Annotated in this window: 23 protein-coding genes; 9 read left to right on the top strand and 14 right to left on the bottom strand. The window is 73.0% G+C overall.

Features of this window, described 5'->3' with window-relative positions:
• Window positions 1-22: 22 nt before the first annotated feature.
• From ACIA3K_RS23645 to truB, 4 genes are all read right to left on the bottom strand, one after another.
• On the bottom strand, window positions 23-2,413 hold the full coding sequence (locus ACIA3K_RS23645) for a polyribonucleotide nucleotidyltransferase (RefSeq protein ID WP_396803797.1): 2,391 nt from the start codon (window positions 2,411-2,413) through the stop codon (window positions 23-25).
• A gap of 227 nt (window positions 2,414-2,640) precedes the next feature.
• Complete coding sequence (gene rpsO, locus ACIA3K_RS23640; RefSeq protein ID WP_007456699.1) at window positions 2,641-2,910, bottom strand: 30S ribosomal protein S15; 270 nt, start codon at window positions 2,908-2,910, stop codon at window positions 2,641-2,643.
• 191 nt (window positions 2,911-3,101) lie between these two features.
• Window positions 3,102-4,031, bottom strand: a complete 930-nt coding sequence (locus ACIA3K_RS23635; protein WP_396803796.1) for a bifunctional riboflavin kinase/FAD synthetase — start codon at window positions 4,029-4,031, stop codon at window positions 3,102-3,104.
• Window positions 4,032-4,109: 78 nt separating this feature from the next.
• Entirely contained in the window at window positions 4,110-4,994 is an 885-nt protein-coding gene (truB, locus tag ACIA3K_RS23630) for a tRNA pseudouridine(55) synthase TruB (RefSeq protein WP_396803795.1), read from the bottom strand.
• 187 nt (window positions 4,995-5,181) lie between these two features.
• Here truB and ACIA3K_RS23625 point away from each other — a divergent pair, with 187 nt between their 5' ends.
• Window positions 5,182-5,484 (top strand): hypothetical protein, encoded by a 303-nt coding sequence (locus ACIA3K_RS23625; protein ID WP_396803794.1) that lies wholly within the window; start codon window positions 5,182-5,184, stop codon window positions 5,482-5,484.
• Window positions 5,485-5,495: 11 nt separating this feature from the next.
• The gene (locus ACIA3K_RS23620) at window positions 5,496-6,506 is read left to right on the top strand and encodes a hypothetical protein (protein ID WP_396803793.1); all 1,011 of its coding nucleotides are present in this window, start codon (window positions 5,496-5,498) and stop codon (window positions 6,504-6,506) included.
• A gap of 12 nt (window positions 6,507-6,518) precedes the next feature.
• Here ACIA3K_RS23620 and ACIA3K_RS23615 read toward each other — a convergent pair whose 3' ends face one another.
• The 10 genes from ACIA3K_RS23615 to rimP all read right to left on the bottom strand — a co-directional run bounded on the left by ACIA3K_RS23615 (window position 6,519) and on the right by rimP (window position 16,395).
• Window positions 6,519-7,841 carry an MATE family efflux transporter gene (locus ACIA3K_RS23615; RefSeq protein WP_396803791.1) on the bottom strand — a complete coding sequence of 441 codons (1,323 nt, stop codon included), beginning with the start codon at window positions 7,839-7,841 and terminating at the stop codon, window positions 6,519-6,521.
• A gap of 560 nt (window positions 7,842-8,401) precedes the next feature.
• Window positions 8,402-8,611 carry a DUF6186 family protein gene (locus ACIA3K_RS23610; protein WP_396803935.1) on the bottom strand — a complete coding sequence of 70 codons (210 nt, stop codon included), beginning with the start codon at window positions 8,609-8,611 and terminating at the stop codon, window positions 8,402-8,404.
• Window positions 8,611-9,018: a hypothetical protein gene (locus ACIA3K_RS23605; protein WP_396803789.1), complete on the bottom strand. Its 408-nt coding sequence runs from the start codon at window positions 9,016-9,018 to the stop codon at window positions 8,611-8,613. Before ACIA3K_RS23605 ends, ACIA3K_RS23610 begins: the two co-directional genes overlap by 1 nt.
• A gap of 125 nt (window positions 9,019-9,143) precedes the next feature.
• Window positions 9,144-10,190, bottom strand: coding sequence for a bifunctional oligoribonuclease/PAP phosphatase NrnA (locus ACIA3K_RS23600; RefSeq protein ID WP_396803787.1), 1,047 nt, complete (start codon window positions 10,188-10,190; stop codon window positions 9,144-9,146).
• Window positions 10,187-10,687 carry a 30S ribosome-binding factor RbfA gene (gene rbfA, locus ACIA3K_RS23595; RefSeq protein WP_396803785.1) on the bottom strand — a complete coding sequence of 167 codons (501 nt, stop codon included), beginning with the start codon at window positions 10,685-10,687 and terminating at the stop codon, window positions 10,187-10,189. Before rbfA ends, ACIA3K_RS23600 begins: the two co-directional genes overlap by 4 nt.
• A 128-nt stretch (window positions 10,688-10,815) precedes the next feature.
• Entirely contained in the window at window positions 10,816-11,112 is a 297-nt protein-coding gene (locus ACIA3K_RS23590; RefSeq protein WP_355051643.1) for a DUF503 domain-containing protein, read from the bottom strand.
• A gap of 90 nt (window positions 11,113-11,202) precedes the next feature.
• Window positions 11,203-14,214: a translation initiation factor IF-2 gene (gene infB, locus ACIA3K_RS23585; protein WP_396803783.1), complete on the bottom strand. Its 3,012-nt coding sequence runs from the start codon at window positions 14,212-14,214 to the stop codon at window positions 11,203-11,205.
• A 93-nt stretch (window positions 14,215-14,307) separates the two neighbouring features.
• Window positions 14,308-14,640: a YlxR family protein gene (locus tag ACIA3K_RS23580; protein ID WP_396803781.1), complete on the bottom strand. Its 333-nt coding sequence runs from the start codon at window positions 14,638-14,640 to the stop codon at window positions 14,308-14,310.
• Window positions 14,641-14,656: 16 nt separating this feature from the next.
• Window positions 14,657-15,700 carry a transcription termination factor NusA gene (nusA, locus tag ACIA3K_RS23575; RefSeq protein WP_396803779.1) on the bottom strand — a complete coding sequence of 348 codons (1,044 nt, stop codon included), beginning with the start codon at window positions 15,698-15,700 and terminating at the stop codon, window positions 14,657-14,659.
• Window positions 15,697-16,395, bottom strand: coding sequence for a ribosome maturation factor RimP (gene rimP, locus ACIA3K_RS23570; RefSeq protein WP_396803777.1), 699 nt, complete (start codon window positions 16,393-16,395; stop codon window positions 15,697-15,699). The genes nusA and rimP overlap by 4 nt, the downstream gene beginning before the upstream one ends.
• Window positions 16,396-16,548: 153 nt before the next feature.
• Between rimP and ACIA3K_RS23565 the strand changes: the two genes are divergently transcribed.
• From ACIA3K_RS23565 to ACIA3K_RS23535, 7 genes are all read left to right on the top strand, one after another.
• Window positions 16,549-17,076 (top strand): hypothetical protein, encoded by a 528-nt coding sequence (locus ACIA3K_RS23565; RefSeq protein WP_396803934.1) that lies wholly within the window; start codon window positions 16,549-16,551, stop codon window positions 17,074-17,076.
• The gene (locus tag ACIA3K_RS23560; protein WP_396803775.1) at window positions 17,073-17,510 is read left to right on the top strand and encodes a ferritin-like domain-containing protein; all 438 of its coding nucleotides are present in this window, start codon (window positions 17,073-17,075) and stop codon (window positions 17,508-17,510) included. The genes ACIA3K_RS23565 and ACIA3K_RS23560 overlap by 4 nt, the downstream gene beginning before the upstream one ends.
• 52 nt (window positions 17,511-17,562) lie before the next feature.
• Window positions 17,563-18,153: a PadR family transcriptional regulator gene (locus ACIA3K_RS23555; protein ID WP_396803773.1), complete on the top strand. Its 591-nt coding sequence runs from the start codon at window positions 17,563-17,565 to the stop codon at window positions 18,151-18,153.
• Window positions 18,150-18,884: an ABC transporter ATP-binding protein gene (locus ACIA3K_RS23550; RefSeq protein WP_396803771.1), complete on the top strand. Its 735-nt coding sequence runs from the start codon at window positions 18,150-18,152 to the stop codon at window positions 18,882-18,884. The genes ACIA3K_RS23555 and ACIA3K_RS23550 overlap by 4 nt, the downstream gene beginning before the upstream one ends.
• Complete coding sequence (locus ACIA3K_RS23545) at window positions 18,881-21,676, top strand: FtsX-like permease family protein (protein ID WP_396803770.1); 2,796 nt, start codon at window positions 18,881-18,883, stop codon at window positions 21,674-21,676. The genes ACIA3K_RS23550 and ACIA3K_RS23545 overlap by 4 nt, the downstream gene beginning before the upstream one ends.
• Window positions 21,677-21,750: 74 nt before the next feature.
• Window positions 21,751-22,251 carry a nitroreductase/quinone reductase family protein gene (locus tag ACIA3K_RS23540; protein ID WP_357122395.1) on the top strand — a complete coding sequence of 167 codons (501 nt, stop codon included), beginning with the start codon at window positions 21,751-21,753 and terminating at the stop codon, window positions 22,249-22,251.
• 96 nt (window positions 22,252-22,347) lie between these two features.
• Window positions 22,348-23,058: a nucleotidyltransferase domain-containing protein gene (locus tag ACIA3K_RS23535; protein ID WP_396803767.1), complete on the top strand. Its 711-nt coding sequence runs from the start codon at window positions 22,348-22,350 to the stop codon at window positions 23,056-23,058.

Raw genomic sequence — 23,058 nt, 5'->3', positions numbered from 1 at the left:
TGGGTGTCACAGGTGCTGGTGGTCAGCTGTGCCGGGTCCGGCGACGCGGACGCTCGCCGCCGTCGCCACCACCCTCGCCGCCGCCGTTGCCGCCCTCGCCGCCGCGCTCCGGGCCACGCCCGCCCCGGTCGCCGCCACGCTCGCGGTCACCCCGGTCACGCGGACCCCGGTCGCCCCGGTCCCGGCCGGACGGGCGGTCGCCACCCGCGGCCTCACCAGCGGCCGGCGCCTCGGCGCCCTCCGGGCGGACCTTGTCCAGGTAGATCTTGCCGCGGGCGTCGATGTCCGCGATCTCGACCTCGACCCGGTCGCCGACGTTGAGGAAGTCCTCGACGCGCTCGACCCGCTTGCCGTCGCCCACCTTGGAGATGTGCAGCAGGCCGTCGCGGCCCGGCAGCAGCGAGATGAACGCGCCGAACGCGGCGGTCTTGACCACCGTGCCGAGGAACCGCTCGCCCTGCTTCGGCAGCGTCGGGTTGGCGATGCCGTTGATCCGGTCGACGGCCGCCTGGGCCGACGGGCCGTTGGTGGCGCCGACGTAGATCGTGCCGTCGTCCTCGATGGAGATCTCGGCGCCGGTCTCGTCCTGGATCGCGTTGATGGTCTGACCCTTCGGGCCGATCACCATACCGATCTTGTCGACCGGGATCTTGACGGTGGTGACCCGCGGCGCGTAGTCGGACATCTCGGCCGGAGCCTCGATCGCCGCCTTCATGACACCGAGGATGACCTGCCGGGCCTCGTTGGCCTGCTGCAACGCGGCGGCCAGCACGTCCGACGGGATGCCGTTGAGCTTGGTGTCGAGCTGCAGCGCGGTGACGAACTCCGGGGTGCCGGCGACCTTGAAGTCCATGTCACCGAACGCGTCCTCGGCACCGAGGATGTCGGTCAGCGTCACGTACTGGGTCTTGCCGTCCACCTCGTCGGAGATGAGCCCCATCGCGATGCCGGCGACCGGCGCCTTCAGCGGGACACCCGCGGAGAGCAGGCCCAGCGTCGACGCGCAGACCGAGCCCATCGAGGTGGAGCCGTTGGAGCCGAGCGCCTCGGAGACCTGCCGGATGGCGTACGGGAACTCCTCGCGCGACGGCAGCACCGGGATCAGCGCCCGCTCGGCGAGCGCCCCGTGGCCGATCTCGCGCCGCTTCGGCGAGCCGACCCGGCCGGTCTCGCCGGTCGAGTACGGCGGGAAGTTGTAGTTGTGCATGTAGCGCTTGCGGTTCTCCGGGGACAGCGTGTCCACCATCTGCTCCATGCGGAGCATGTTCAGCGTGGTGACGCCCAGGATCTGGGTCTCGCCGCGCTCGAACAACGCCGAACCGTGCACCCGGGGCAGCACGCCGACCTCGGCGGTCAGCGCCCGGATGTCGCGCGGGCCACGCCCGTCCATGCGGACCTGCTCGCGCAGCACGCGGTTGCGCACCTCGGACTTGGTGAGCGACCGGAAGGCAGCGGACAGCTCCTTCTCCCGACCCTCGAACCGAGCGCCCAGCTCCTCGGCGACCCGAGCCTTGACCCGGTCCAGGGCCTCCTCGCGGTCGGCCTTGCCGGCGATGGTGATCGCCTCGGCGACCTCGGCGCGGGCCACGTCGGCCACCGCGTCGAACACGTCGTCCTGGTAGTCCAGGAAGACCGGGAACTCGGCGACCGGCTTGGCGGCGACCTCGGCCAGCTCGGCCTGCGCCCGGCACAGCTCGCGGATGGCCGGCTTGGCGGCCTCCAGGCCGCTGGCGACGACCTCCTCGGTCGGCGCGGTGGCGCCGCCCGCGATCAGGGTCACGGCGTTCGGGGTGGCCTCGGCCTCGACCATCATGATCGCGACGTCGCCGTCTTCGAGGGTGCGGCCGGCCACGACCATGTCGAAGGTGGCGCGAGCCAGCTCCTCCAGGGTCGGGAAGGCGACCCACTGGCCATCGATGTGCGCGACGCGGGTCGCGCCGATCGGGCCCGAGAACGGCAGACCGGAGAGCTTGGTCGACATCGAGGCGGCGTTGATCGCCACGACGTCGTACGGGTGCGCCGGGTCGAGCGCGAGGATGGTCTCGACGACCTGGACCTCGTTGCGCAGGCCCTTGACGAACGACGGGCGCAGCGGCCGGTCGATCAGGCGGCAGGTGAGGATGGCGTCCTCGCTGGGCCGGCCCTCGCGGCGGAAGAACGAGCCGGGAATGCGGCCCGCGGCGTACATCCGCTCCTCGACGTCGACGGTCAGCGGGAAGAAGTCGAACTGCTCCTTCGGCTGCTTGCCGGCGGTGGTGGCGGAGAGGACGACCGTCTCGCCCAGCTGGGCGATGACGGAACCGGCGGCCTGGCGAGCCAGTCGACCGGTGGAGAAGGTGATCTCGCGGGTGCCGAAGGACCCGTTGTCGATCACGGCGGTGCGGGATTCGGTGCCGAGTTTGGTCTCGGTCATGTGCTGTCGTGCTCCTTCGCGTCGTGGGCCCACGACGTCGGGGAGCTGCTCAGCCGGCCGGTCTTCGATCGAAGCGCCCGGGTGGCCGGCGTGCTGCCGGGTTCCCGGGGGCCACTACCGGAGACCGGTACGCTGACCGGCTCCCTCTCGGGTGGTCGCGCGGCCCGTGTTTCTTTCAGGTGGGACGCGGGTCGGGGGAGCCGCCGTACGGCCGCTCCCCCGTCACGTCACCGGCGCAGACCGAGCCGCTCGATGAGCGTCCGGTAGCGGGCGATGTCCTTCTTCTGGACGTAGTTGAGCAGCCGACGGCGACGGCCGACCAGCAGCAGCAGCCCACGGCGGCTGTGGTGGTCGTGCTTGTGCACCTTCAGGTGCTCGGTCAGCTCGGCGATCCGCTTGGTGAGGACCGCGACCTGCACCTCCGGCGAACCGGTGTCGCCCTCGGCGGTCGCGTACTCCGCGCGGATGCTGGCCTTGGCTTCCTGGTCGAGCGCCATGTTCTCCCTGTTTCAGTGGGTTGATCAAGTAGGTGTCCGTCGTCCCGACGAGACCGGGAACGGACCGGTTCCTCGCACCCGCGGCGTCGAGCAGGCACGCGAGGCCCCACGCCGGTCACCCGACGTCTCCGCAAGACTACCAGCACCCGCCGGTAACACCCGGCCAAGGGCCCGCGTGGCCCGGCGGATGATCAGCCCAGCGCGCGTCGGGTGCGCTCGACGTCCTGTTCGATCTGGGCGATGAGCGGCTCGATCGAGTCGTACCGGACCTGACCGCGCAGGTGCGTCACGAAGTCCAGCGCCAGTCGCTCGCCGTAGAGATCACCGGAGAAGTCCAGCGCGTACGCCTCGACCCGCCGCTCCCGGCCGGAGAAGGTCGGGTTGGTGCCCACCGACACCGCGGCCATCAGCGGCTCGGGCTGGCCCCGGCGGATCATGCGGGCCGCGTACACCCCGTCGGCGGGCACCGACGCGTACCGGTGGCAGAGCAGGTTCGCGGTGGGGAAGCCCAGCACCCGGCCGCGCTGGTCACCACGGACCACCACGCCCTCCACCCGGTGCGCGCGACCCAGCGCGTCCGCCGCGGTGCCCACGTCGCCCGCGTCGACGCAGGAGCGGATGTACGTGGAGGAGAAGACCGTGCCGGCCGCGGCGATCAGCGGGCTCCCCTCCACCCCGAAGCCGAAGGTCTGGCCCAGCCGCTCCAGCAGCGCCACGTCGCCGGCCGCGCGGTGCCCGAAGCGGAAGTTGTCGCCGACCACCACCAGCGCCGCGTGCAGGTGCTCGACCAGGATGTCGTGCACGAACTGCTCGGGCGTCAGCCGCGAGAACTCGGGAGTGAACGGCACCACACAGAGCACGTCCACGCCGAGGGCCTCGATCAACTCGGCCTTGCGGCCCGGCTCGGTGAGGATCGCGGGGTGTGAGCCGGGGCGGACCACCTCGGCCGGGTGCGGATCGAACGTGACCACCACTGACTGCACGCCCAGCTCCCGGGCGCGGGCCACGGCGTGCCCGATGGTCGCCTGGTGCCCCTTGTGCACGCCGTCGAAGACGCCGATGGTGACGACCGAGCGCCCCCATCCTCCGGGCGCCGCGTCGTACCCCCGCCACCGCTGCATGCCAATCCTCCCCTGCTGTCCCGCCCGTCGGCGGGTCGACTGCGCCGGCCGGGGGGCCGGCGGACCTGCGTCCCGCCGTCAGGCCGGGGCGAGCACGATCTCCGCGCGGGCCCGGCCGTCCCGCTCGCTGACGATAGCGATCAGACCTCCGGTGGGGCCGAAGACGGCGTACGGCCCGGCGATGCCGGCCGGATCCAGCGGCCCGCCGTGGCCGAGCACCTTCGCCTCGTCGGGGGTCGCGTCACGGCGGGGGAAGAACCGGTCGGCCGCCGCGTCGAGCGGCAGGTTCACCACCTCCGGGGCGCGCTCCTCGAGCTGCTCGAGGGTGGCCGCCTCGGCGAGGGCGAAGCCACCCACCGCGGTCCGCCGCAGCGCGGTGAGGTGCCCGCCGACGCCGAGGGCCAGGCCCGCGTCCCGGGCGATGGCCCGGATGTACGTGCCCGAGGAGCAGGTCACGTCGATGTCCACGTCCACCACGTCCGGCTCGCCGCGGCGGATCGCCAGCACCTCCAGCCGGGAGATGGTCACCCGACGCGCGGGCAGGTCGACGCTCTCACCGTCGCGTACCCGCTTGTACGCCCGCTGCCCGTCGATCTTGATGGCGCTGACGGCGCTCGGCACCTGGTCGACCTCGCCGCTCAGCGCGCTCAGCGCGGCGTGGACGGCCTCGTCGGTGACGTGACCGGCGGGGGTCGTGGCGATCACGTCGCCCTCGGCGTCGTCGGTGACGGTGGCCTGGCCCAGCCGGATGGTGCCGGTGTAGCTCTTGCCCGCACCGATCACGTAGGTCAGCAGCCGGGTGGCCCGGCCGACGCCGATGACGAGTACGCCGGTGGCCATCGGGTCGAGGGTGCCGCCGTGCCCCACCCGCCGGGTCTTCGCCAGTCGGCGGAACCGCGCCACCACGTCGTGCGACGTCATGCCGCCGGGCTTGTCGACGACGATCAGACCATCGGTGCTCACGTCGGCCAAGCCTGCCAGACGACCCGGACCGCGCGCTGCGTGGGCACGCCCGCCGTGACCAGAGCCTCCGCTTGCGCAGGTCCGGCCGATTCGCTGGTTCGGCCGGTTTGTCCCACGGGTCGGCCAGCGACTTCCCGAAGGTGCGAAGATCACCCGCCCGCTCCCGTAGACGAGGACCAGGACTCCGATGACCCCCGACCGCCGTCCGGCCCACGAGCACCACGCCCGGGTCGATCTGCCGCACTGGATGCGGCATCCGACACCGAAGCGGCGAAGCCCGGCACGCTACGTCGACGACCTGATCGAACGTTCGCCGGCGCTGCGGACGGCCCGCCGCGCGACTTGGCGCCGGCGCGACCGGGCTCGGTGGAGCGAGACGCATCCACACCTCGTCGCCGTGCTGTCCTTTCTCGTGGCCGGCGTCCTCGGCACCGCCCTGGTGACGGCCGCCTACTATGTGCTCGCGCTGGCCGCCAGCGGCGATTACTGACGGGAAGAACCATGACGCAGAATGCGCCGAACGAGCCCACACCCCCGGGCCCGACCGATCCGCCCTCGCCGCCGGCCGCTGTCGCGGAGGTCCACCCGGTCGCGCTACCGGAATGGATGAGCTCGGCGCAGACCGAGCACCAGCCCGCCGGCTGGGAACGGGTCCGCTTCTTCTCCGCCCGGCACAACGGCTCGCTGATGCTGGGACTTGGACTGCTGCTGGCCCTGGCGATGGTCGGCGGGGGCCTGGTGATCGTCGACCGGCTGGCCGATGGCGTCCGCGCGTCCACCTCGGCGACTCCCACCCCGAGCGGCACCCCGCCGCTGAGCAGGGTGGGCGAACCGCGGGACCTGTTCGCCGGCTCACCGGCGGCCGCCTTCGCTCCCGGTGAACAGGCCGTGCGGATGCCGGTGGCGAAGGCCACCGGGCCCTTCACCGAGGCCCAGGTAGCGGCGGCGTTGGAGACGGTGCGTAAGGCGTTGATCGAGAGCCGACTGGACACGTCCATGCTCTCGGGCGAGCCGGAACCGTTCCTCCGGCTGCTCGCCCCGGACATTCGCGAGCAGCTCAGGTCGGACTTCACCGGCAACGCCTTCCTGCGGTACGCGACCCGGATGGCGTCGCCCTCGGAGTGGGAGCCCGGTATCCGAGCCGACGGACGGGTCAGCTACCGGGCCACCACGGAGAACGGCACCCGGATGCTGGAGGTCGACACGGAGTTCGTGTGGGCGTACCCCTTCGACGTGGACCTGCGGGCGCCGGCCGGCGCCAGTGTGGTGGCGCTGCGTGACCGTGTGGTGTGGAAGGTGCCGCACCCCAAGGACGTGCCGGCTTCCGCTCGTGGCCTGTGGATCGTCTCGGCGGAGGCGGTGACCTGGAACGCGGACTGCGGCAAGCTCCGTGACGGCTGGATCCAGGAGCAGTTCTGGATGGCCGACACGCACGGGGATCGGAGACCCGCCGGCGACCCGGACACGATCTTCGATCTCGACGCGCCCCCGCCGACCACCGTCCGCTGCTGACCGGCGAGCGGGTCAGCGAACCGCCCCCACCACCGCCCAGCCGCCGGAGCGCATCCGCAGCAGCAGGCCGACCAGCCGGATCACCACGAGCAGCGCGAGCCCCGCCCAGATGCCGCCGAGTCCCAGGTTGAGCGCGTACGCCAGCCAGATCGCCGGCAGGAAGCCGCCGAGCGCCGCCACGATGGTGAGATTGCGCAGGTAACGGACGTCACCGGCGCCGATCAACACGCCGTCGAGCGCGAACACGACGCCGGCCAGCGGCAGCATGGCGACGAACCAGGGCCAGGCGACCATCGCCTGCTCCCGTACCTGAGCGTCGGAGCTGAACCAGGACGGCACGACGCCCGCGCCGGCGGCGATGACCACCGCGAAGGCGACGCCGCAGACGCCGCCGAGCAGGCCGATCCGGCGGGCCAGCGCCCGCGCGCCCGCCGCGTCGCCCGACCCGAGCGCGGCACCGATGAGGGACTGCGCGGCGATGGCGAGCGCGTCGAGCACCAGCGCAGTGAAGAACCACAGTTGCAGGGCGATCTGGTGGGCGCCGACGGCGGCGGCGCCGAAGCGGGCGGCGACCGCCGTCGCGGAGAGGAAGCTGGCCTGGAACGCCACGCCCCGGATCAGCAGGTCCCGGCTGAGCACCAACTGGTCGCGGATCAGGCGCGGCCGGGGCCGCAGCGACACCCGCTCGGCGACCAGCGCCCCGGCGAAGAGCACGCCGGAGAGGGTCTGGGCGACCGCGTTGGCGACCGCCGAGCCGGCCAGGCCCAGGCCGGCGGGGTAGACCAGCAGCGGGCAGAGCAGGGCGGAGACCAGGTTGGGGCCGAGCACGAAGTACAGCGGGCGGCGGGTGTCCTGCACGCCGCGCAGCCAGCCGTTGCCGGCTGCGGCGAGCAGCAGGCCAGGAGCGCCGAGCGCCGCGACGCGCAGCCACGCAGCGGCGGCGCCGGCCACGTCGCCACCACCTCCGGCGAGAGTACGCGCCAGAGCGCCCCCGCCGATCTGCATGCCGATCGCGACCAGCAGTCCGACACCCAGCGCCAGCCAGGACGACTGCACTCCCTCGGCCACCGCCGCCGTCCGGTCGCCGGCGCCGAAGCGACGGGCCGAACGCCCCGTGGTGCCGTACGCGACGACCGTTCCGAGCCAGGCGGTGAGCGTCATCACCGTGCCGCCGACGGCGAGCGCGGCGAGCGGTACGCGACCGAGGTGTCCGACGACGGCCGTGTCGACGAGCACGTAGAGCGGCTCGGCGGCGAGCACCACGAGCGCCGGCAGGGCGAGGCTCGCGATCCGACGTGGCGAGGCGGATCGGTCGACAGTGGCGGTCTGGCTCATCGCCGACGATCCTGACACGAGCCCGGTAAGGATCGCAAGCGCGTCAGAGGCTTACCGCCGCGGTGCGCCTGGAGCGGCGCCCACCCTCGTCGATCTTGCACTTTGTGCTTGCGAAGTGCGCCTTTGGACCAGCTTTGTCACCACAGCAGTGCAAGATCGGCAGACCGGGGGGTGTTGCGTGCCCTGGCCTGCGCGGGTCGGGGTTACTGGCGGGTGTCCATCGACGTCTGCAGCGCGCGGCGGGCCTGCTCGCGAGCGTCGTCGGTGGTCTCGGGCTTGGGCTTGTTCGGCATGGTGGCGCTCCTTCCAGGGTGCGAGCCACCGGCACGCGGCAGCCCTCACGGGCGGTCGTGCTGAGCGCCCCACGGCGGTCCGGGGTTACCGGAGCAGCCGACTGGGCAGCGAGCCCGGGTCGGTCCGACCCTGGAGGGAGGCGGCGCGAGGTGTGGCACCACCACCCACGACCTGCACCACACCGTGGCGCCGGCCACTTCCCAAGTTATCGTTCAGGTCCATATGCTGCCCACGGTTCCCGCCATTTGGACCATCGGCAACCCGCCTCACCGGGCCAGGAAGTGCCAGCCCAACCACCACCAGAAGCCGAACAGACCGATCCTGCCCACCGGCACCGAGCCGACCTCGTAGCGCATCACATACGCGCACACATCGCTCATCGTGGGGATCCGGGAGCCCTCCCGGCGGGCCAGCACCTCGATGACGGCGAAGAGGACGAGCGCGGCCAGGAAACCGCCGATCGCGAGGGCCCGCATCATCGCCGCACCAATCCCCAGAACGCGGCCAACCAGGCGAACCACGCCACCGACCGGGTCAGATGATCTTCCAACAGGGGGTCGGCGAGCCGGGAGAAGGTGGGAAAGTCGTCGCCCACCGCGAGTACGAAGGTGACGCCCTCGAAGACCCCGAAGATCACGACCGGCAGGGCCCACCACGCCGCCCCCGCGCCCAGCCGGGGCGGTGCCGGACGCCGAGGCACCCGATTGCTCAGACCGAGCCAGATCAACACCCCGCCGGTGCCGAGCGTGTAGAGATTCGCCTCCGTGGAGAAGGACGCGAACCGGCCCCCGACGAGGGACAGGCAGAGGAGAACCGGAACGGAGACGGCGGGCCGGTCCCAGGCTCGGGGGGCCTCCACGGTGAGGTCGTGCGGCTGCTCCATCCCGCAATTCTTCCCGGTCTCACCCAGCGCGGGAAGGCCAACACCCCCCGGAGCTGACCCTGAACTTGCGTGCCCACCACACAGCGCCACCGCAGCGGGCGGGCCGCCGGGGGTCAGCCGACGCCTTAGATCAGCGCCGCGACCAACTCGCCGCGGATCGCCTCGACGACCTGCTCGGCGCTCCCCCGGCCGGTGAACCCGGCCGCGAACCGGTGGCCGCCCCCGCCCATCGCGACCGCCACGCGGCTGACGTCCACCGCGCCCTTGCTGCGCATCGACACCGCCCACTCGTCGGGCGCGGTCTGCTTCAGGACGCAGCTCACGTCCGCCTCGGCGGTGCACCGCACCGAATCGATGAGCGCCTCCAGCACGTACGGCGGCTGGTCGTGACGGGCCAGGTCGTCGAGGGTGGCGGTAGTCCACACCAGGCCCCGGCCGTCGGCGGCGGCCGGCTCCAGACAGGCACGGCCGAGCACCTCGCCGAAGAGCCGAACCGCTCCGAAGGGCCGGGTGTCGAAGACGCGCCGGGAGATGTCACCGGGCGAGATGCCGGTGGCGAGCAACCGGGCGGCCATCTGGTGTACGGCCGGAGTGGTCGCCTCGAAGCGGAACGAGCCGGTGTCCGTGGTCAGCGCCACGTACAGGCACTCGGCGATGGCCCGGTCCGTCGTCACGCCCAGCCGCGCCAGGAGCCGATCGGCGACCACCGACGTGGCGGCGGCACCCGGGTCGATCAGGTTGACCGTGCCGAAGCCGGGATTCGAGGCGTGGTGGTCGAGCACCAGCGCCGCACCGGCCGTCGACAGCCGGTCGGCCAGCGCACCGAGGCGCGACTCGCTTGCCGCGTCGAAGCAGATCACCAGGTCCGGCGCGGGGTCGGCGTCGCCCGCCGGGACCAGAAGCTCCAACCCGGGCAGACCCCGCAACGGCTCGGGCACCTCCGGCGGCCCGGGAAAGGTCGCCTGCAAACGCTGTACGCCGAACTGACGCAGGCCCAGACCGAAGCCGAGCATGCTGCCCAACGCGTCGCCGTCCGGGTTGACGTGGCAGATCAGCAGCACGCGGCCGGTCGACGGGAGAGCACGGATCAGCGCCTCGGCCGCCGCCCAGTCCGCCTCGGACGGGCCGACGTCGACCGTCGCGGCGAGTTGGGCACCGGCGGCGCCCGTCACCGCGCCGCCCCACCCCGGGGAGTCTCCGTGACGTCGGCGGCCGCGTCGGCCTCCTCGCCCGTCTCGTCGTCCTCGTCCTCGTCCTCGACGCGGTACGGCTGCGCGTCGCCCGCGTACTCGGCGCGCGCGGCGAGCCGCTGCACCTCCGCGTCGGCGTTGCGGGCGGCGGCGAGCAGGTCGTCGATGTGCTTGACCTGGTCCTGCACGTCGTCGAGAACGAACGTCAACGTGGGCGAGTGCCGCAGCCCGAGCGCCTTACCGACCGTGCTGCGCAGCAACCCCTTGGCGCTCTCCAGAGCCGCCGCGGTGTCCGCCTGGGCCACCGCGTCACCCAGCACCGTGTAGAAGACCGTCGCGTCGCGCAGGTCGGCGGTGATCCGGGCGTCGGTGATGGTGATCATGCCCAGGCGCGGATCCTTGATCTGGCTCCGCACCACCGAAGCGACCAGCTCACGCACTCGTTCCGCGTGCCGGCGTACCTTGGCCGGATCAGACATCTCGCCACCTCCACGGCGTCCCGCTCCCGGCCGGCCCGGCGGCCCTGGAGGCCGCCGGCCGACCGGCCAACATCTCGAACACTACCTTCGCGGCGGCGCCGGTCGCCGGGCACCGCCGGGCCCGTGGGTCAGTCGTCGTCCACGCCGTACAACCGGCGTCGAACCGACAACAGTTCGACCTCGGGACGGGCGGCCACCAGGCGCTCGCAGGAGTCGAGCACCTCGCGGACGTGCGCCGCCTCGGCGGCGACCACGGCCACCCCTATCTCCGCCCGACCGTGCAGGTCGAGCGCACCCACCTCGGCGGCCGACACCTCGAAGCGGCGCAGGGCCGCCACGATCGGCCGTACATATGATCTCTTGGCTTTGAGCGACCGGGAGTCGCCCGGCAGCAGCAGGTCGAAGACCGCGGTTCCGGTGAACATCGCCCCGGACGATACCGCCACCCCACCCCGCATGATCAAGGGGTTTACGCCGGTCGGCGTAAACCCCTTGATCAGCGTGTCACTGCCGGATCAGGCGCGAACCTTCTCCCGCATCTCGAAGGTCTCGATGACGTCGCCGACCTGGACGTTGTTGTAACCACCCAGGGTCAGACCGCACTCGAAGCCCTCGCGGACCTCGGTCGCGTCGTCCTTGAACCGCTTGAGCGAGGTGATCGTGAGGTTGTCCGCCACGACCGTCCCGTCCCGAAGCAGCCGAGCCTTCGCGTTGCGTCGGATGATGCCCGACCGGACGATGCAACCGGAGATGTTGCCGATCTTGGACGAGCGGAACACGTCGCGGATCTCCGCGGTGCCCAGCTCGGCCTCCTCGTACTCCGGCTTGAGCAGGCCCTTGAGCGCTGCCTCGATCTCCTCGATGGCCTGGTAGATGACCGTGTAGTACCGGATCTCCACGCCCTCGCGGTCGGCCATCTCGCGGACCTTGTTCGAGGCCCGCACGTTGAAGCCGATGATCGTGACCGGCTCGGACGACGCGCTGGCGAGCATGACGTTGCTCTCCGTGATCGCGCCGACGCCCCGGTCGAGGACCTTGAGCTGGACCTCCTCGGGGATGTCGAGGTTGAACAGCGCGTCCTCGAGGGCCTCCACCGAACCGGAGACATCGCCCTTGAGGATGAGGTTGAGCGAGGTCTTCTCGCCCTCCTTGAGCTGCTCCATGAGCGTCTCAAGGGTGGCCCGGCCACGGGAGTTGGCGAAGGACGCCGCCCGCCGCCGTGCCTGGCGCTGCTCGGCGATCTGCCGCACCGTACGGTCGTCCGCCGCGGCGAGGAACGTGTCACCCGCACCGGGCGGCGCGGTCAGACCCAGAACCATGACCGGACGCGCCGGACCAGCCTCGGAGAGCTGGTTGCCGTTCTCGTCGAGCATGGCCCGGACCCGGCCGTGCGCCCCACCGGCGACGATCGAGTCGCCCGCCCGCAGGGTGCCCTTCTGCACCAGCACCGTCGCCACCGCACCGCGGCCCTTGTCCAGGTGCGCCTCGATGGCCACACCCTGCGCCGGCCCGTCGATCGGAGCGGTCAGCTCCAGCGACGCGTCGGCGGTGAGCAGGACGGCCTCGAGCAGCTCCTCGATGCCGATGCCCGGCTTGGCGGCCACGTTGACGAACATGGTGTCGCCGCCGTACTCCTCGGCGACCAGGCCGTACTCGGTCAGCTGCTGGCGGACCTTGTCCGGGTTGGCGTCCGGCTTGTCGACCTTGTTGACCGCGACCACGATCGGCACGTCGGCCGCCTTGGCGTGGTTCAACGCCTCGATGGTCTGCGGCATCACGCCGTCGTCGGCCGCGACGACCAGGATCACGATGTCCGTGACCTGGGCACCACGGGCACGCATGGCGGTGAACGCCTCGTGACCCGGGGTGTCGATGAACGTGACCGCCCGGTCCTCGCCCTCGTGCGGGACGTGGACCTGGTACGCACCGATGTGCTGGGTGATGCCACCCGCCTCACCGGCCACCACGTTCGCCTTACGGATGGCGTCGAGCAGCTTGGTCTTACCGTGGTCGACGTGACCCATGACGGTCACCACCGGCGCACGGCTGACCAGACGCTCCTCGGCCACCTCCGCGTCGAGGTCGATGTTGAACTGCGCGAGCAGCTCGCGGTCCTCGTCCTCCGGGCTGACGATCTGGATGTCGAAGCCCAGGTGCTCACCCAGCAGGTGCAGGGTGTCGTCAGAACAGGACTGGGTCGCGGTGACCATCTCGCCCAGGTTGAACATCTCCTGGACCAGCGAACCCGGGTTGGCGTTGATCTTGTCGGCGAAGTCCGACAGCGAGGCGCCACGGGAGAGCCGGACGACCTGACCCTGACCCCGGGGAGCACCCGAGCTCATGGTCGGAGCCGACAGGTTGTCGAACTCCTGTCTGCGCTGCTTCTTGGACTTGCGACCGCGCGTCGGCCGACCACCCGGACGCCCGAAGGCACCCGCGGCGCCGCCGCCACGGCCACGACCGCCCGCACCCGGACGACCGCCGCCACCGGCCGGACCACCCGGACGGAAACCGCCACCGGGAGCACCGCCACCGCCGCCGGGACCGCCACGGTAGCCACCGCCACCGCCGGCACCCGCGCCGCCACCGGGGCCGCCGCGGTAACCACCGCCGCCACCGCCACCGCCGGGACCGCCACGGAACCCGCCGCCACCGCCACCGGGACGACCCGCGCCGCCACCGGGGCGACCCGCGCCACCGGGGCCGGGACGACCGGCGGCCGGACGCTGACTCGGCATGGACGCCGGGCTGGGCCGCGGCGGCATGGAGTTCGGGCTCGGCCGCGGCGGCATACCCGCCGGGCTGTTCGGCCGGGGGCCACCCGCGCCGGCGGCCGGGGGCCGCTGCTGCTGGCCACCCTGGATGCCGAACGGGTTGTTGCCGGCGCCGCGCGCCGGCGGACGACCGCCGGGGCGGGCACCCGGACCCGGAGCCGGCGTGCTCGGACGAGCTGCCGGTGAACCGGGACGGGGCGGCATCGCCGCGGGACCCGGCCGAGGACCGGGCCGGTTGCCGTCGGCCGGAGGCTCCCGGCGGACGGGGTTGTCACGCTGCTGCTGGCGGGCTGCCTGCGCGGCCTTGACCGCGGCCTCCTGCTCAGCCTTCAGCGCGGCGGCGCGCGCCTCGGCGGCCGCCACCTCGATGTCGTGGGCACTCGCCGGCTTGGCGACCGGGGCCGCCGTCTGCGGCGCACCGGGCACCGGACCCTTGGGCTTCGGACCGGGCACCGGCGCGGCCGGCCGCCGAGGCGGCATCGGCTTGGCCGAGACCCGGGGCGCGCCCGGGGTCGGTGACGGCGTCGGGGTCGGCGTCGAAGCCGGCGTCGGCGCGGGCGCCGACGGGGCGGCCGGCGCCGAAGCACCGGCGGACGCGACGAATGCGTTCCTCAGCCGTCGGGCGACGGGCGCCTCGACCGTGCTGGACGCGGACTTGACGAACTCGCCCATCTCCTTGAGCTTGGCGAGAACGGTCTTACTCTCGACCCCGAGCTCTTTTGCAAGCTCGTGTACGCGGGCCTTGCCTGCCACTGCACTCCTCACTCCGAGGTCGTGCGGGCAGCACCCGCAGCGACCTCACTCGTGCACTTGAAGCCTGGTCATTTCAGGGACTTCATCGTGTGCTCATGTCGGTCGTCCTACCCTGCTAGCGACCCTCGCCCGGTCGGGCTGACCGGACGTAGTGGTTGGCGCATCGACGTGCTCTGCCAGCACACCGTGGTCGAGGACCTCGGTGATCCGCAGCGCTCGCCCGAAGGCGCGGCGCCGCACCGCCAGCGCGAAGCAGGCCGGATCCGGGTGCATGTTCGCTCCCCGACCCGGCAGCCTGCGGCGCGGATCAGGCCGGAGGCTGTGACCAGCCTCGTCCCTGATCGCGACGATCCGCAGCAATTCGCTGGCCGGCGCACGTTTCCGGCAGCCCACACAGGTGCGCTCCGGCTGCGCGCGTCGTACCACTGGAAGAAGTCTACCCCTAGCTGCCCGAGATCGCGCCGCCCGGCTCCGGCACCTGATCCGCCGCCCCCCGCGCCGCCGGAGCGATCTGCTCCGCGTCGGACCGAATGTCGATCCGCCAACCGGTCAACCGGGCAGCAAGGCGGGCATTCTGCCCCTCGCGGCCAATGGCGAGCGAAAGCTGGAAGTCGGGGACGGTCACCCGGGCGGCCCGGCCAGCCAGGTCCACGACCTCGACCCGCAGCGCCTTGGCCGGCGACAACGCGTTTCCGACGAAGGTGGCCGGGTCATCCGACCAGTCGATGATGTCGATCTTTTCGCCGTGCAGCTCGCTCATCACGGCGCGCACCCGCTGGCCCATCGGACCGATGCAGGCGCCCTTGGCGTTGACGCCGGGGGTCGTGGAGCGGACCGCGATCTTCGTACGGTGACCTGCCTCACGCGCGATCGCGCCGATCTCGACGGTGCCATCGGCGATCTCCGGCACCTCCAGCGCGAACAGCTTCTTGACCAGCGCCGGGTGGGAGCGGGACAGGGTGATCTGCGGCCCGCGCATGCCCTTGGCCACGTGCACCACCACGCACCGGACGCGCTCGCCGTGCGCGTACCGCTCGCCGGGCACCTGCTCGGACTGCGGCAGGACACCCTCCAACTTGCCCAGGTCGACGCTGACGATGCCCTTCTCGGTACGCGTCTCGTGCGCCTGCACCACGCCGGTGACCAGGTCACCCTCGCGGCCCACGTACTCGCCGAAGTGCACCTCGTCGGTGGCCTCCCGCAGGCGCTGAAGGATCACCTGTTTGGCGGTCATGGCGGCGATCCGGCCGAAGTCGTGCGGGGTGTCGTCCCACTCCCGCACCAGCGAGCCGTCGTCGTCCATCTCCTGCGCGTACACCAGGGCCGCGCCGGACTTACGGTCGATCTCCACCCGGGCGTGCGGCTCGGCGCCGTCGGTGTGCCGGTAGGCGGTCAGCAACGCGGTCTCGATCGCCGCGAGGATCGTGTCGAACGGGATCTCCCGCTCGCGCTCGAGTGCGCGCAGCGCCGCGAGGTCGATGTTCACCTCTCCTCGTCCTCCACATCATCATCGTCGTCGATGTCGTCTGCATCGTCGTACTCGTCGGTCTCGTCCACGTCGTCGAACTCGTCCGGCTCACCCAGCTCGGCGAGGCGCGTGAACTCGACCTGAACCCGGCCCGGGCCCAGCTGGGCGTACGCCCACCGGGCCTCGCCGCCGTCGGTCTCCAGCCGTACGCCCTCGTCGTCGGCCCCGAGCACCCGGCCGGTCACCTGGCGGTCCCCCGAGGGCTGCTCGCCGCGTTGGCCGGGCAGCGCCGCGGCGCCCCGGACGGTGACCTTGACCAGTCGGCCCACGTTGCGTCGCCAGTGCCGGGGCAGGGTGAGCGGCCGGTCCACGCCGGGCGAGCTGACCTCGAGCTGGTACTCCCCGGCGACGATGTCGCCGTCGGCCTCCTCGGCCGCGTCCAGCGCCTTGGAGACCGCGCGGGAGACGTCCGCGACGGCGTCCAGGTCGATCCCGCCGTCCGCGTCCACGATCACCCGCACCACGTGCCGGCGTCCGGCTCGGGACACCGACAGGTCCTCCAGGTCGTAGCCCACGCCGTTGACCACCGGCTCGATCACGGTCCGCAACCGGGTGCGTCGGGCCGCGAGATCACCGCCGCCACGTGGAGCGCGGGGGCCCGCGCCGTCGCGGGGTCGACCCGTCGACCTGGTGGCACGGCCACGCTGCGTCATGTACGCACCCTTTCCCTGGTCGATCGGGACGTCGTCCCGCCATGCCGGCACGCCACCGGAGCGGACGCGCCGGTGGCTGCGCAGAGCGTAACGCGCCTGCCGGGCGGCGGGCCGGGCGGCGCACCGACGCCGGTGACGCCCGGACCCGACCTGATGGTGTTGACTTGCCCGGTGGGGATCGGCAGAACGACTCAGCGCGACCAAGTATTCGGACAATCTCGGCGAAAGCTTCTACGAGCCGGCGCTCTCCTGGCGCTCGGCGGCGCGGTGGCGCCGCTGACAGGCTGTGATCTTTTCGACCGTGACGACGAACCGACGCCACCGCCGGACCCACTGCGGTCGATGGTGGACGAGTCACTGAGCCTCGCCACGGCGTACCGGGCGAGCGCCGCCGCCCACCCGGACCTGGCCGACCGCCTCAATCCCATCGCCGAGACGCACACCGCGCACGCCACCGAACTCGCCCGGGTCGTCGGCATCACCCTGCCGTCCGCACCCGCCGTCGACCCGAGCGCCACCGCGGCCACCGAGCCCGCGGGCGCGCTCGCCGACCTTCGCGCGCGGGAGAAGGCCGCCCAGCAGTCCGCCACCGCCGCCTGCGCCGCCGCGCCCGCCGCACGGGCCGCGCTGCTCGGATCGATCGCCGCGGCGCGGGCCACCCACCAGGAGGCACTGAAGTGAAGCTGCCCACCGCCGAGGAGGCCCTCGCCGCCGCGCTCACCGCCGAGTACGCGGCCATCTACGCGTACGGGCGGATCGGGGTCCGACTCACCGGCGCGGTTCGCGACGCCGCGCACCAGGCGGAGGCCGCGCACCGACGCCGACGCGACGCGGTGGTGGTGCAGTTGAGCGCCGCGGGGGGCACCGTTCCACCGGGCCGGGCCGGCTACGCGCTGCCGTTCCCGGTCACCAATCGGGCGAGCGCCCTCCGGCTGGCCATCGAGGTGGAGGAGCGCACCGCGGCGCACTGGCGTGCCGCGTTGGCGTCCACCACCGGCGCCGACCGGGACCAGGCGTTGGCCGCCCTCGTCGAGTACGCCGTACGGGCCACCAAGTGGCGCAAGGCCGCCGGGGTGGCCCCGCCGACTGTCGCATTTCCCGGCCGCCCGAGCTGAACCGATCCGCCCCGGTTGCGGAGCCCATACCAGGTATGCATACTCCGTTGCCATGTCCATCCGTCACGGGCTGCTCGCCCTCCTCGAACGCGGCCAGATGTACGGCTACCAGCTGCGCGCCGCTTTCGAGGAGTCGACCGGCTCGACCTGGCCGCTGAACATCGGGCAGGTCTACACCACGCTGGCCCGGCTGGAACGGGACGGTCTGGTGCGCCCGCTGCCGGAGAGCGAGGCCGGGCAGCGCCCGTACGAGATCACCGACGCCGGCCGGGCGGACCTCACCCTGTGGTTCGCCACGCCGATCAGCCGCACCGACCGGCCGCGCGACGAGCTGGCGATCAAACTGGCCCTGGCGCTCACCACGCCCGGCGTGGACGTCCGCTCGGTGGTGCAGGCCCAGCGCAGCGCGACGATGCGGGCGTTGCAGGAGTTGACCAGGTTGAAGTACGGCAACGACCGGCCGGAGGACCTGCCGTGGCGGCTGGTCCTGGACTCGATGGTGTTCCAGGCCGAGGCCGAGGTGCGCTGGCTGGACCACTGCGAGAGCAGTCTGGTGCGGCATTCACCGGGCAGCCCTCCCCGACCGGGCGCCGGCGACGCGTCCGACGCCGCACGGTGGGCCGACGAGGAGGCGCGACGGTGAGCGGATCGGACGACGCCGTGCTTGACCTGCGCGCCGTCCACCGCACCCACGGGGTCGGCCCGGCGGCGGTGCACGCGCTGCGCGGTGTCAGCCTCGTCGTCCGGCCGGGCGAGCTGGTCGCCGTGATGGGGCCGTCCGGTTCCGGGAAGTCGACGTTGCTGGCCCTCGCCGGCGGCCTCGACCGCCCGACCCGGGGCGACGTCCGGGTGGAGGGGCAGCCGCTCGGCGCGCTGGACCGCCGCGGGCTGGCGCAGCTACGCCGACGGCGCATCGGTTACATCTTCCAGCACCTCAACCTGCTGGGCAGCCTGAGCGCGCTGGAGAACGTCGCGCTCCCGCTGGAACTCGACGGCGTCGGCGGCCGGCGGGCCCGGGCAGCCGCCCTGGCCGCGCTGACCGAGGTGGGCCTGCCGGCGCTGGGTGACCGCTTCCCCGATCAACTCTCCGGTGGCCAGCAGCAGCGGGTCGCCATCGCCCGCGCGCTGGTCGGCGAGCGACGGCTGGTGCTCGCCGACGAACCCACCGGGGCGCTCGACTCGCAGACCGGTGAGGCGGTGCTGCACCTGTTGCGCCGCCGGGTCGACGCGGGCGCCGCCGGCATCCTGGTCACCCATGAGGCGCGGCACGCCGGCTGGGCCGACCGGGTGGTGTTCCTGCGCGACGGCGTGCTGGTCGACACGACCGCGCCGCTGGGCAGCGTCGAGCAGCTCCTCTCCGGTAGCGACCGTTGACCCTGCGCCGGACGCCGGTGACAGGCCGCAGCGTCGACGCTCCGGTCGGGCCACCGACACCGCTCGAACCCGGGCGGCGGCGACGGTTCGCCGAACTGACCGGCTCGTGGCGGGCGGCGCTGCGGATCGCCCGCCGGGAGTCACGACGGGCGCGACGGCGTACCGCCCTGGTGCTGGCGATGATCGCGCTTCCGGTGCTGGTGCTGGCCTTCCTGGCGGCGAGCTACGACATGGCCGAGCTGACACCGCGGGAACAGCTCGACCGCCGGCTCGGCGTCGCCGACGCGGAGCTGCGGTGGTTCGCCGACGCCCCGGTCGTCCAGGACGAGTGGGGCGACACCTGGTACCCCCGTGACGACGGCCAGTCGGCGATGAGCCGTCCGACCACGGCCGACGAGGTGACCGCTTTGCTCGGCCCCGGCAGCCGGGTCACCGAGATACGTGCCGGCAGCCCGGTGACGGTGCGGGGCCCGCGCGGTGACGAGACCCTCCAGGCCTGGATCCTCGACCTCAGCGACCCGCTGGCCCGCGGTCTGGTGCGGTTCCGCTCGGGGCGGGCGCCGCAGCAACCCGGAGAGGTCGCGCTGAGTCCGACGGCGCTGCGCCGGCTCGACGGACGCCTCGGCGAGGCGGTGCCCACCGCCGACCGGACCCGGACGTACACGGTGGTCGGTGTGGTCGAGTTCCCCGACGACCTCGGCCCGGTGATCGCGCTGCACCCGGCGGCCGTCGGCCGGGCCGACGGGCAGCCGGACAGTCGGTGGCTGATCGACGTGCCCGGCACCGTCGACGCGGCGATGGTCGCCCGGCTCAACGAACGCGGAGTCGTGGTGGCGCGTCGCCACGTGCCGGCTTCGACGACGTCTTCCCGGAGCTTGATCGGGTACGTCGGGCCCGCCGACGCCAGCGACCTGAGCACGATGGTGCTGATCGTCGGGCTGGGGTTGCTGGAGGTGGTGCTGCTGGTCGGGCCGGCGTTCGCGGTCGGGGTTCGCCGTCGACGCCGAGACCTGGCACTGGTCGCGGTGGCCGGCGGTGACGCGGCCCACCTCCGCCGGGTCGTGCTCGCCGACGGGGTGGTGCTGGGGGTGCTGGGCGCCGCGGCCGGGCTGCTGCTCGGTGTCGGCGCGGCGTTCGCCGGACGTCCGCTCATGGAGCAGTACGTGTTCGGCGCCCGCTTCGGCGCGTACCGCTGCTGGCCGCTGGCCCTGGTCGTGCTCGGCGGGGTCGCGGTGCTGGCCGGAGTGCTCGCGGCGTTGGCGCCGGCCTGGACGGCGGCCCGGCAGGACGTCATGGCCGGGCTCGCCGGTCGACGGACCCCTCCCCCGCCCCGGGCCCGGGCGCTCGTCAGCGGACTGGCGCTGGTCGTCGGCGGAGCGGCGCTCGCGGCGTTCGGGGCCAGTCGGACGTCCCCGGCGGTCATCCTGGCCGGTCTGATCCTCGGGGAGCTGGGCCTGGTCTGTTGCACACCCACCCTGATCGGCGGGCTCGCCCGGCTCGGTCGGGTGCTGCCGCCGGCGCCGCGGATCGCGCTGCGCGACGCGAGCCGTAACCGGGCCGCCGCGGCGCCGGCCATCTGCGCCGTGATGGCGGCGGTGGCCGGCAGCGTCGCGCTCGGCGGCTACCTGGCCAGCGACGCGGTCCGCGACGCCCGCACCTATCAGCCGCTGCTGCCCACCGGTCACGTCCTGGTCAACCGCGATGACCCCGCGCTGCGGCCGGAACCGTCGTTGGAGCAGGTCAGCGCCGCCGCCCGGCAACACTTCGGCGCCAGCGCCGTCGCCCTGGTGCAGGGCACGGCCTGCCCGTCGGTGGGCGGCCCGGCCAGCTACTGCTACGTCGTACCGGAACTCCTGCCGGATCACGCCTGCCCCTTCCAGCCCGGGGACAACCTGTCCGCGACCCAACGTCGGCAGGCGCTGGCCGACCCGCGCTGCCGGGACCGCTCGGCGGACTACTTCGGGAGCTACGTGCAGACGCTCGTGGACGACGGAAGCGCGCTGCCGCTCCTCACCGGCGCCGACCCGGCGGCGACCACCGCCGCGATCGCCGTGCTGCACGCCGGGGGCGTGGTGGTGACCGATCCGCAATACCTGCACGACGGCCTGGTGACCGTGCAGGTGAACGAGGTACGGGCCGGCCGGGACGAGGTGACCACCACGCGCTGGGACCTGCCCGGGTACGCCCTGACGCCGACGAGAGGCCAGCCTCGCCTCCTGCTGTCCCCGACAGCAGCCCGGCAGCTCGCCCTGAAGCCGGTTTCGAACGGTTGGGTGATCAACACGTCGACGCCGCCCAGCCAACGCCGCCAGGACCGGTTCACCGCCGACCTGCGGGGCTTCGGAACGTTCTCCCTCCAGGTGGAGCAGGGTGCCGCCCCTCGTGACGACTCGCCGCTGCTGCTGCTGCTCGCCGCCGCGGCCGGAGTGATCACGATGGGCGCGGCCGGGATCGCCACGGCGCTCGCCGCCGCCGAGGGCCGCGCCGAACTGTCCACGCTCGCGGCGGTCGGCGCGGCCCCCGCCGTACGCCGACTGCTGGCGATCTGTCAGGCCGGGGTGATCGCGGTTCTCGGTTCGGTGCTCGGCATCGTGGCCGGTCTCGGCACGGCGGCGATCGTGCTGTTCTCGGCCAACCGGGAGTACGCGACGGCCTGGCCGGCGCTGGAGCCGTACCCCTACCTGGTGCCGTGGCCGGCGCTGGGCGTCCTGGTGCTGGTGCCGGTGGTGGCGATGTTCGGCGCGGGCCTGTTCACCCGGGCCCGGTTGCCGATCGAACGTCGCCTGGACTGAGTCCTCGACCGCACGATCGGAAGCGGACCGTCCGGGGGTGCCGTCGGTGCGGGGCAACCGGCAGACTGATCCGCGTGTCAGCGCTCACCACCCTCACCCGCCGACTCGGCCACCACCGCTGGTTCGGGACCGCCGCCCGCTTGCTCGTACCCGCCGACCGGATCGTCGGCCGGCTCACCCGCGGACGGGTGGTCGCGCTCGGCCTGCTGCCGTCCCTGGTGATCACCACGACCGGCCGCCGGTCCGGCAAACCGCGCAGCAACCCCCTGCTCTACGTGCCGGACGGCGACGCGTACGTGGTGATCGGTTCCAACTGGGGTCAGACCCACCAGCCCGGTTGGGCGATGAACCTGCTCGCCGACCCGGCCGCCGAGGTGGACGTGAAGGGCCGCCGGCTCCCGGTGCGGGCCGAGCCGGCGTCCGGGGCCGAGCGGGACCGTCTGTGGGACCTGCTCGTTGCCCAGTGGCCGGCGTACCGCACGTACGTCGAGCGGGCCGGGGGCCGTGAGATCCGCATCTTCCGGCTGGTGCCGACCGGGCGCGGCGGGCCGGCCAGCCCGCCGTCGGCTGGCTAGGCTGACGCCAGTCGCCCCAGGGGGAGGTTGTGGACCCGTGAGCGCGAGGAGTGAGCCGGTCCTGCGAGCCCCGCAGTCGCGAACAGTGCCAGATCCGTGAGCGCGCTAGGTGACGACCGGCGGTGGTCGGTGGCGGAGCGGGTGGCCGAGGCGGTCCAGCGACGTTTCCCGGCCGACGTGCTGGCGATCGCGGTCCACGGCCCCCTGGCGCACGGCGACGACGACGGTGGCGGCAACGGCGAGGTGGGGATGCTGGTGGTCACCTACCGGCCGGGAGGCGGGCCGCCGCCGGCGACCCGGCGGGTAGACGGCGTGCTGGTCGACCTGACCGTGGCCGCCGCCGACGACTACCTCGGTCAGGCCCGGATGCTGTCTCCGTTGTGGCCGCTGACGGCCGACCGGTACGTCACCACCCGGTCGCTGTTCGACCCGACGAGCTGGCTGCGGACGTTGCGCGACGAGCACCTCGGCCGACTCGCCCGGGCCCGGCCGGCGGAGTTCAGCACGGCGGCACGGCAGGCCTGGTACCGGGGCAGCGCCGCGCACGCGCGGGCGGCCCGACTGGCCGAGTGGTACGAGACCGACCAGGCGCTGCTGATGCTCGGTGAGGCGCGGTTGGCCGCGGCGACCGTGACCGGCCTGCTGGGTCGCACCTACTACCGCGATCCGGGTGACGCGGTGCGGCGTACGGGTCTGGCCGGCGCGGACATGACCGAGGTCGGTGCGGTACTGACCCGGCAGGCCGAGGAGCTGGCGGCGCGCGGCCGCCCGGTCGACGGCACGATCGACGATCTGCTCGGCGGTTGA

This window comes from Micromonospora sp. NPDC051543, from assembly GCF_044454415.1.
Classification (GTDB): Bacteria; Actinomycetota; Actinomycetes; order Mycobacteriales; family Micromonosporaceae; genus Micromonospora.
The sequence above is the reverse complement of the archived record's forward strand: the minus strand, read 5'-3'. Positions and strand labels throughout refer to the sequence as shown.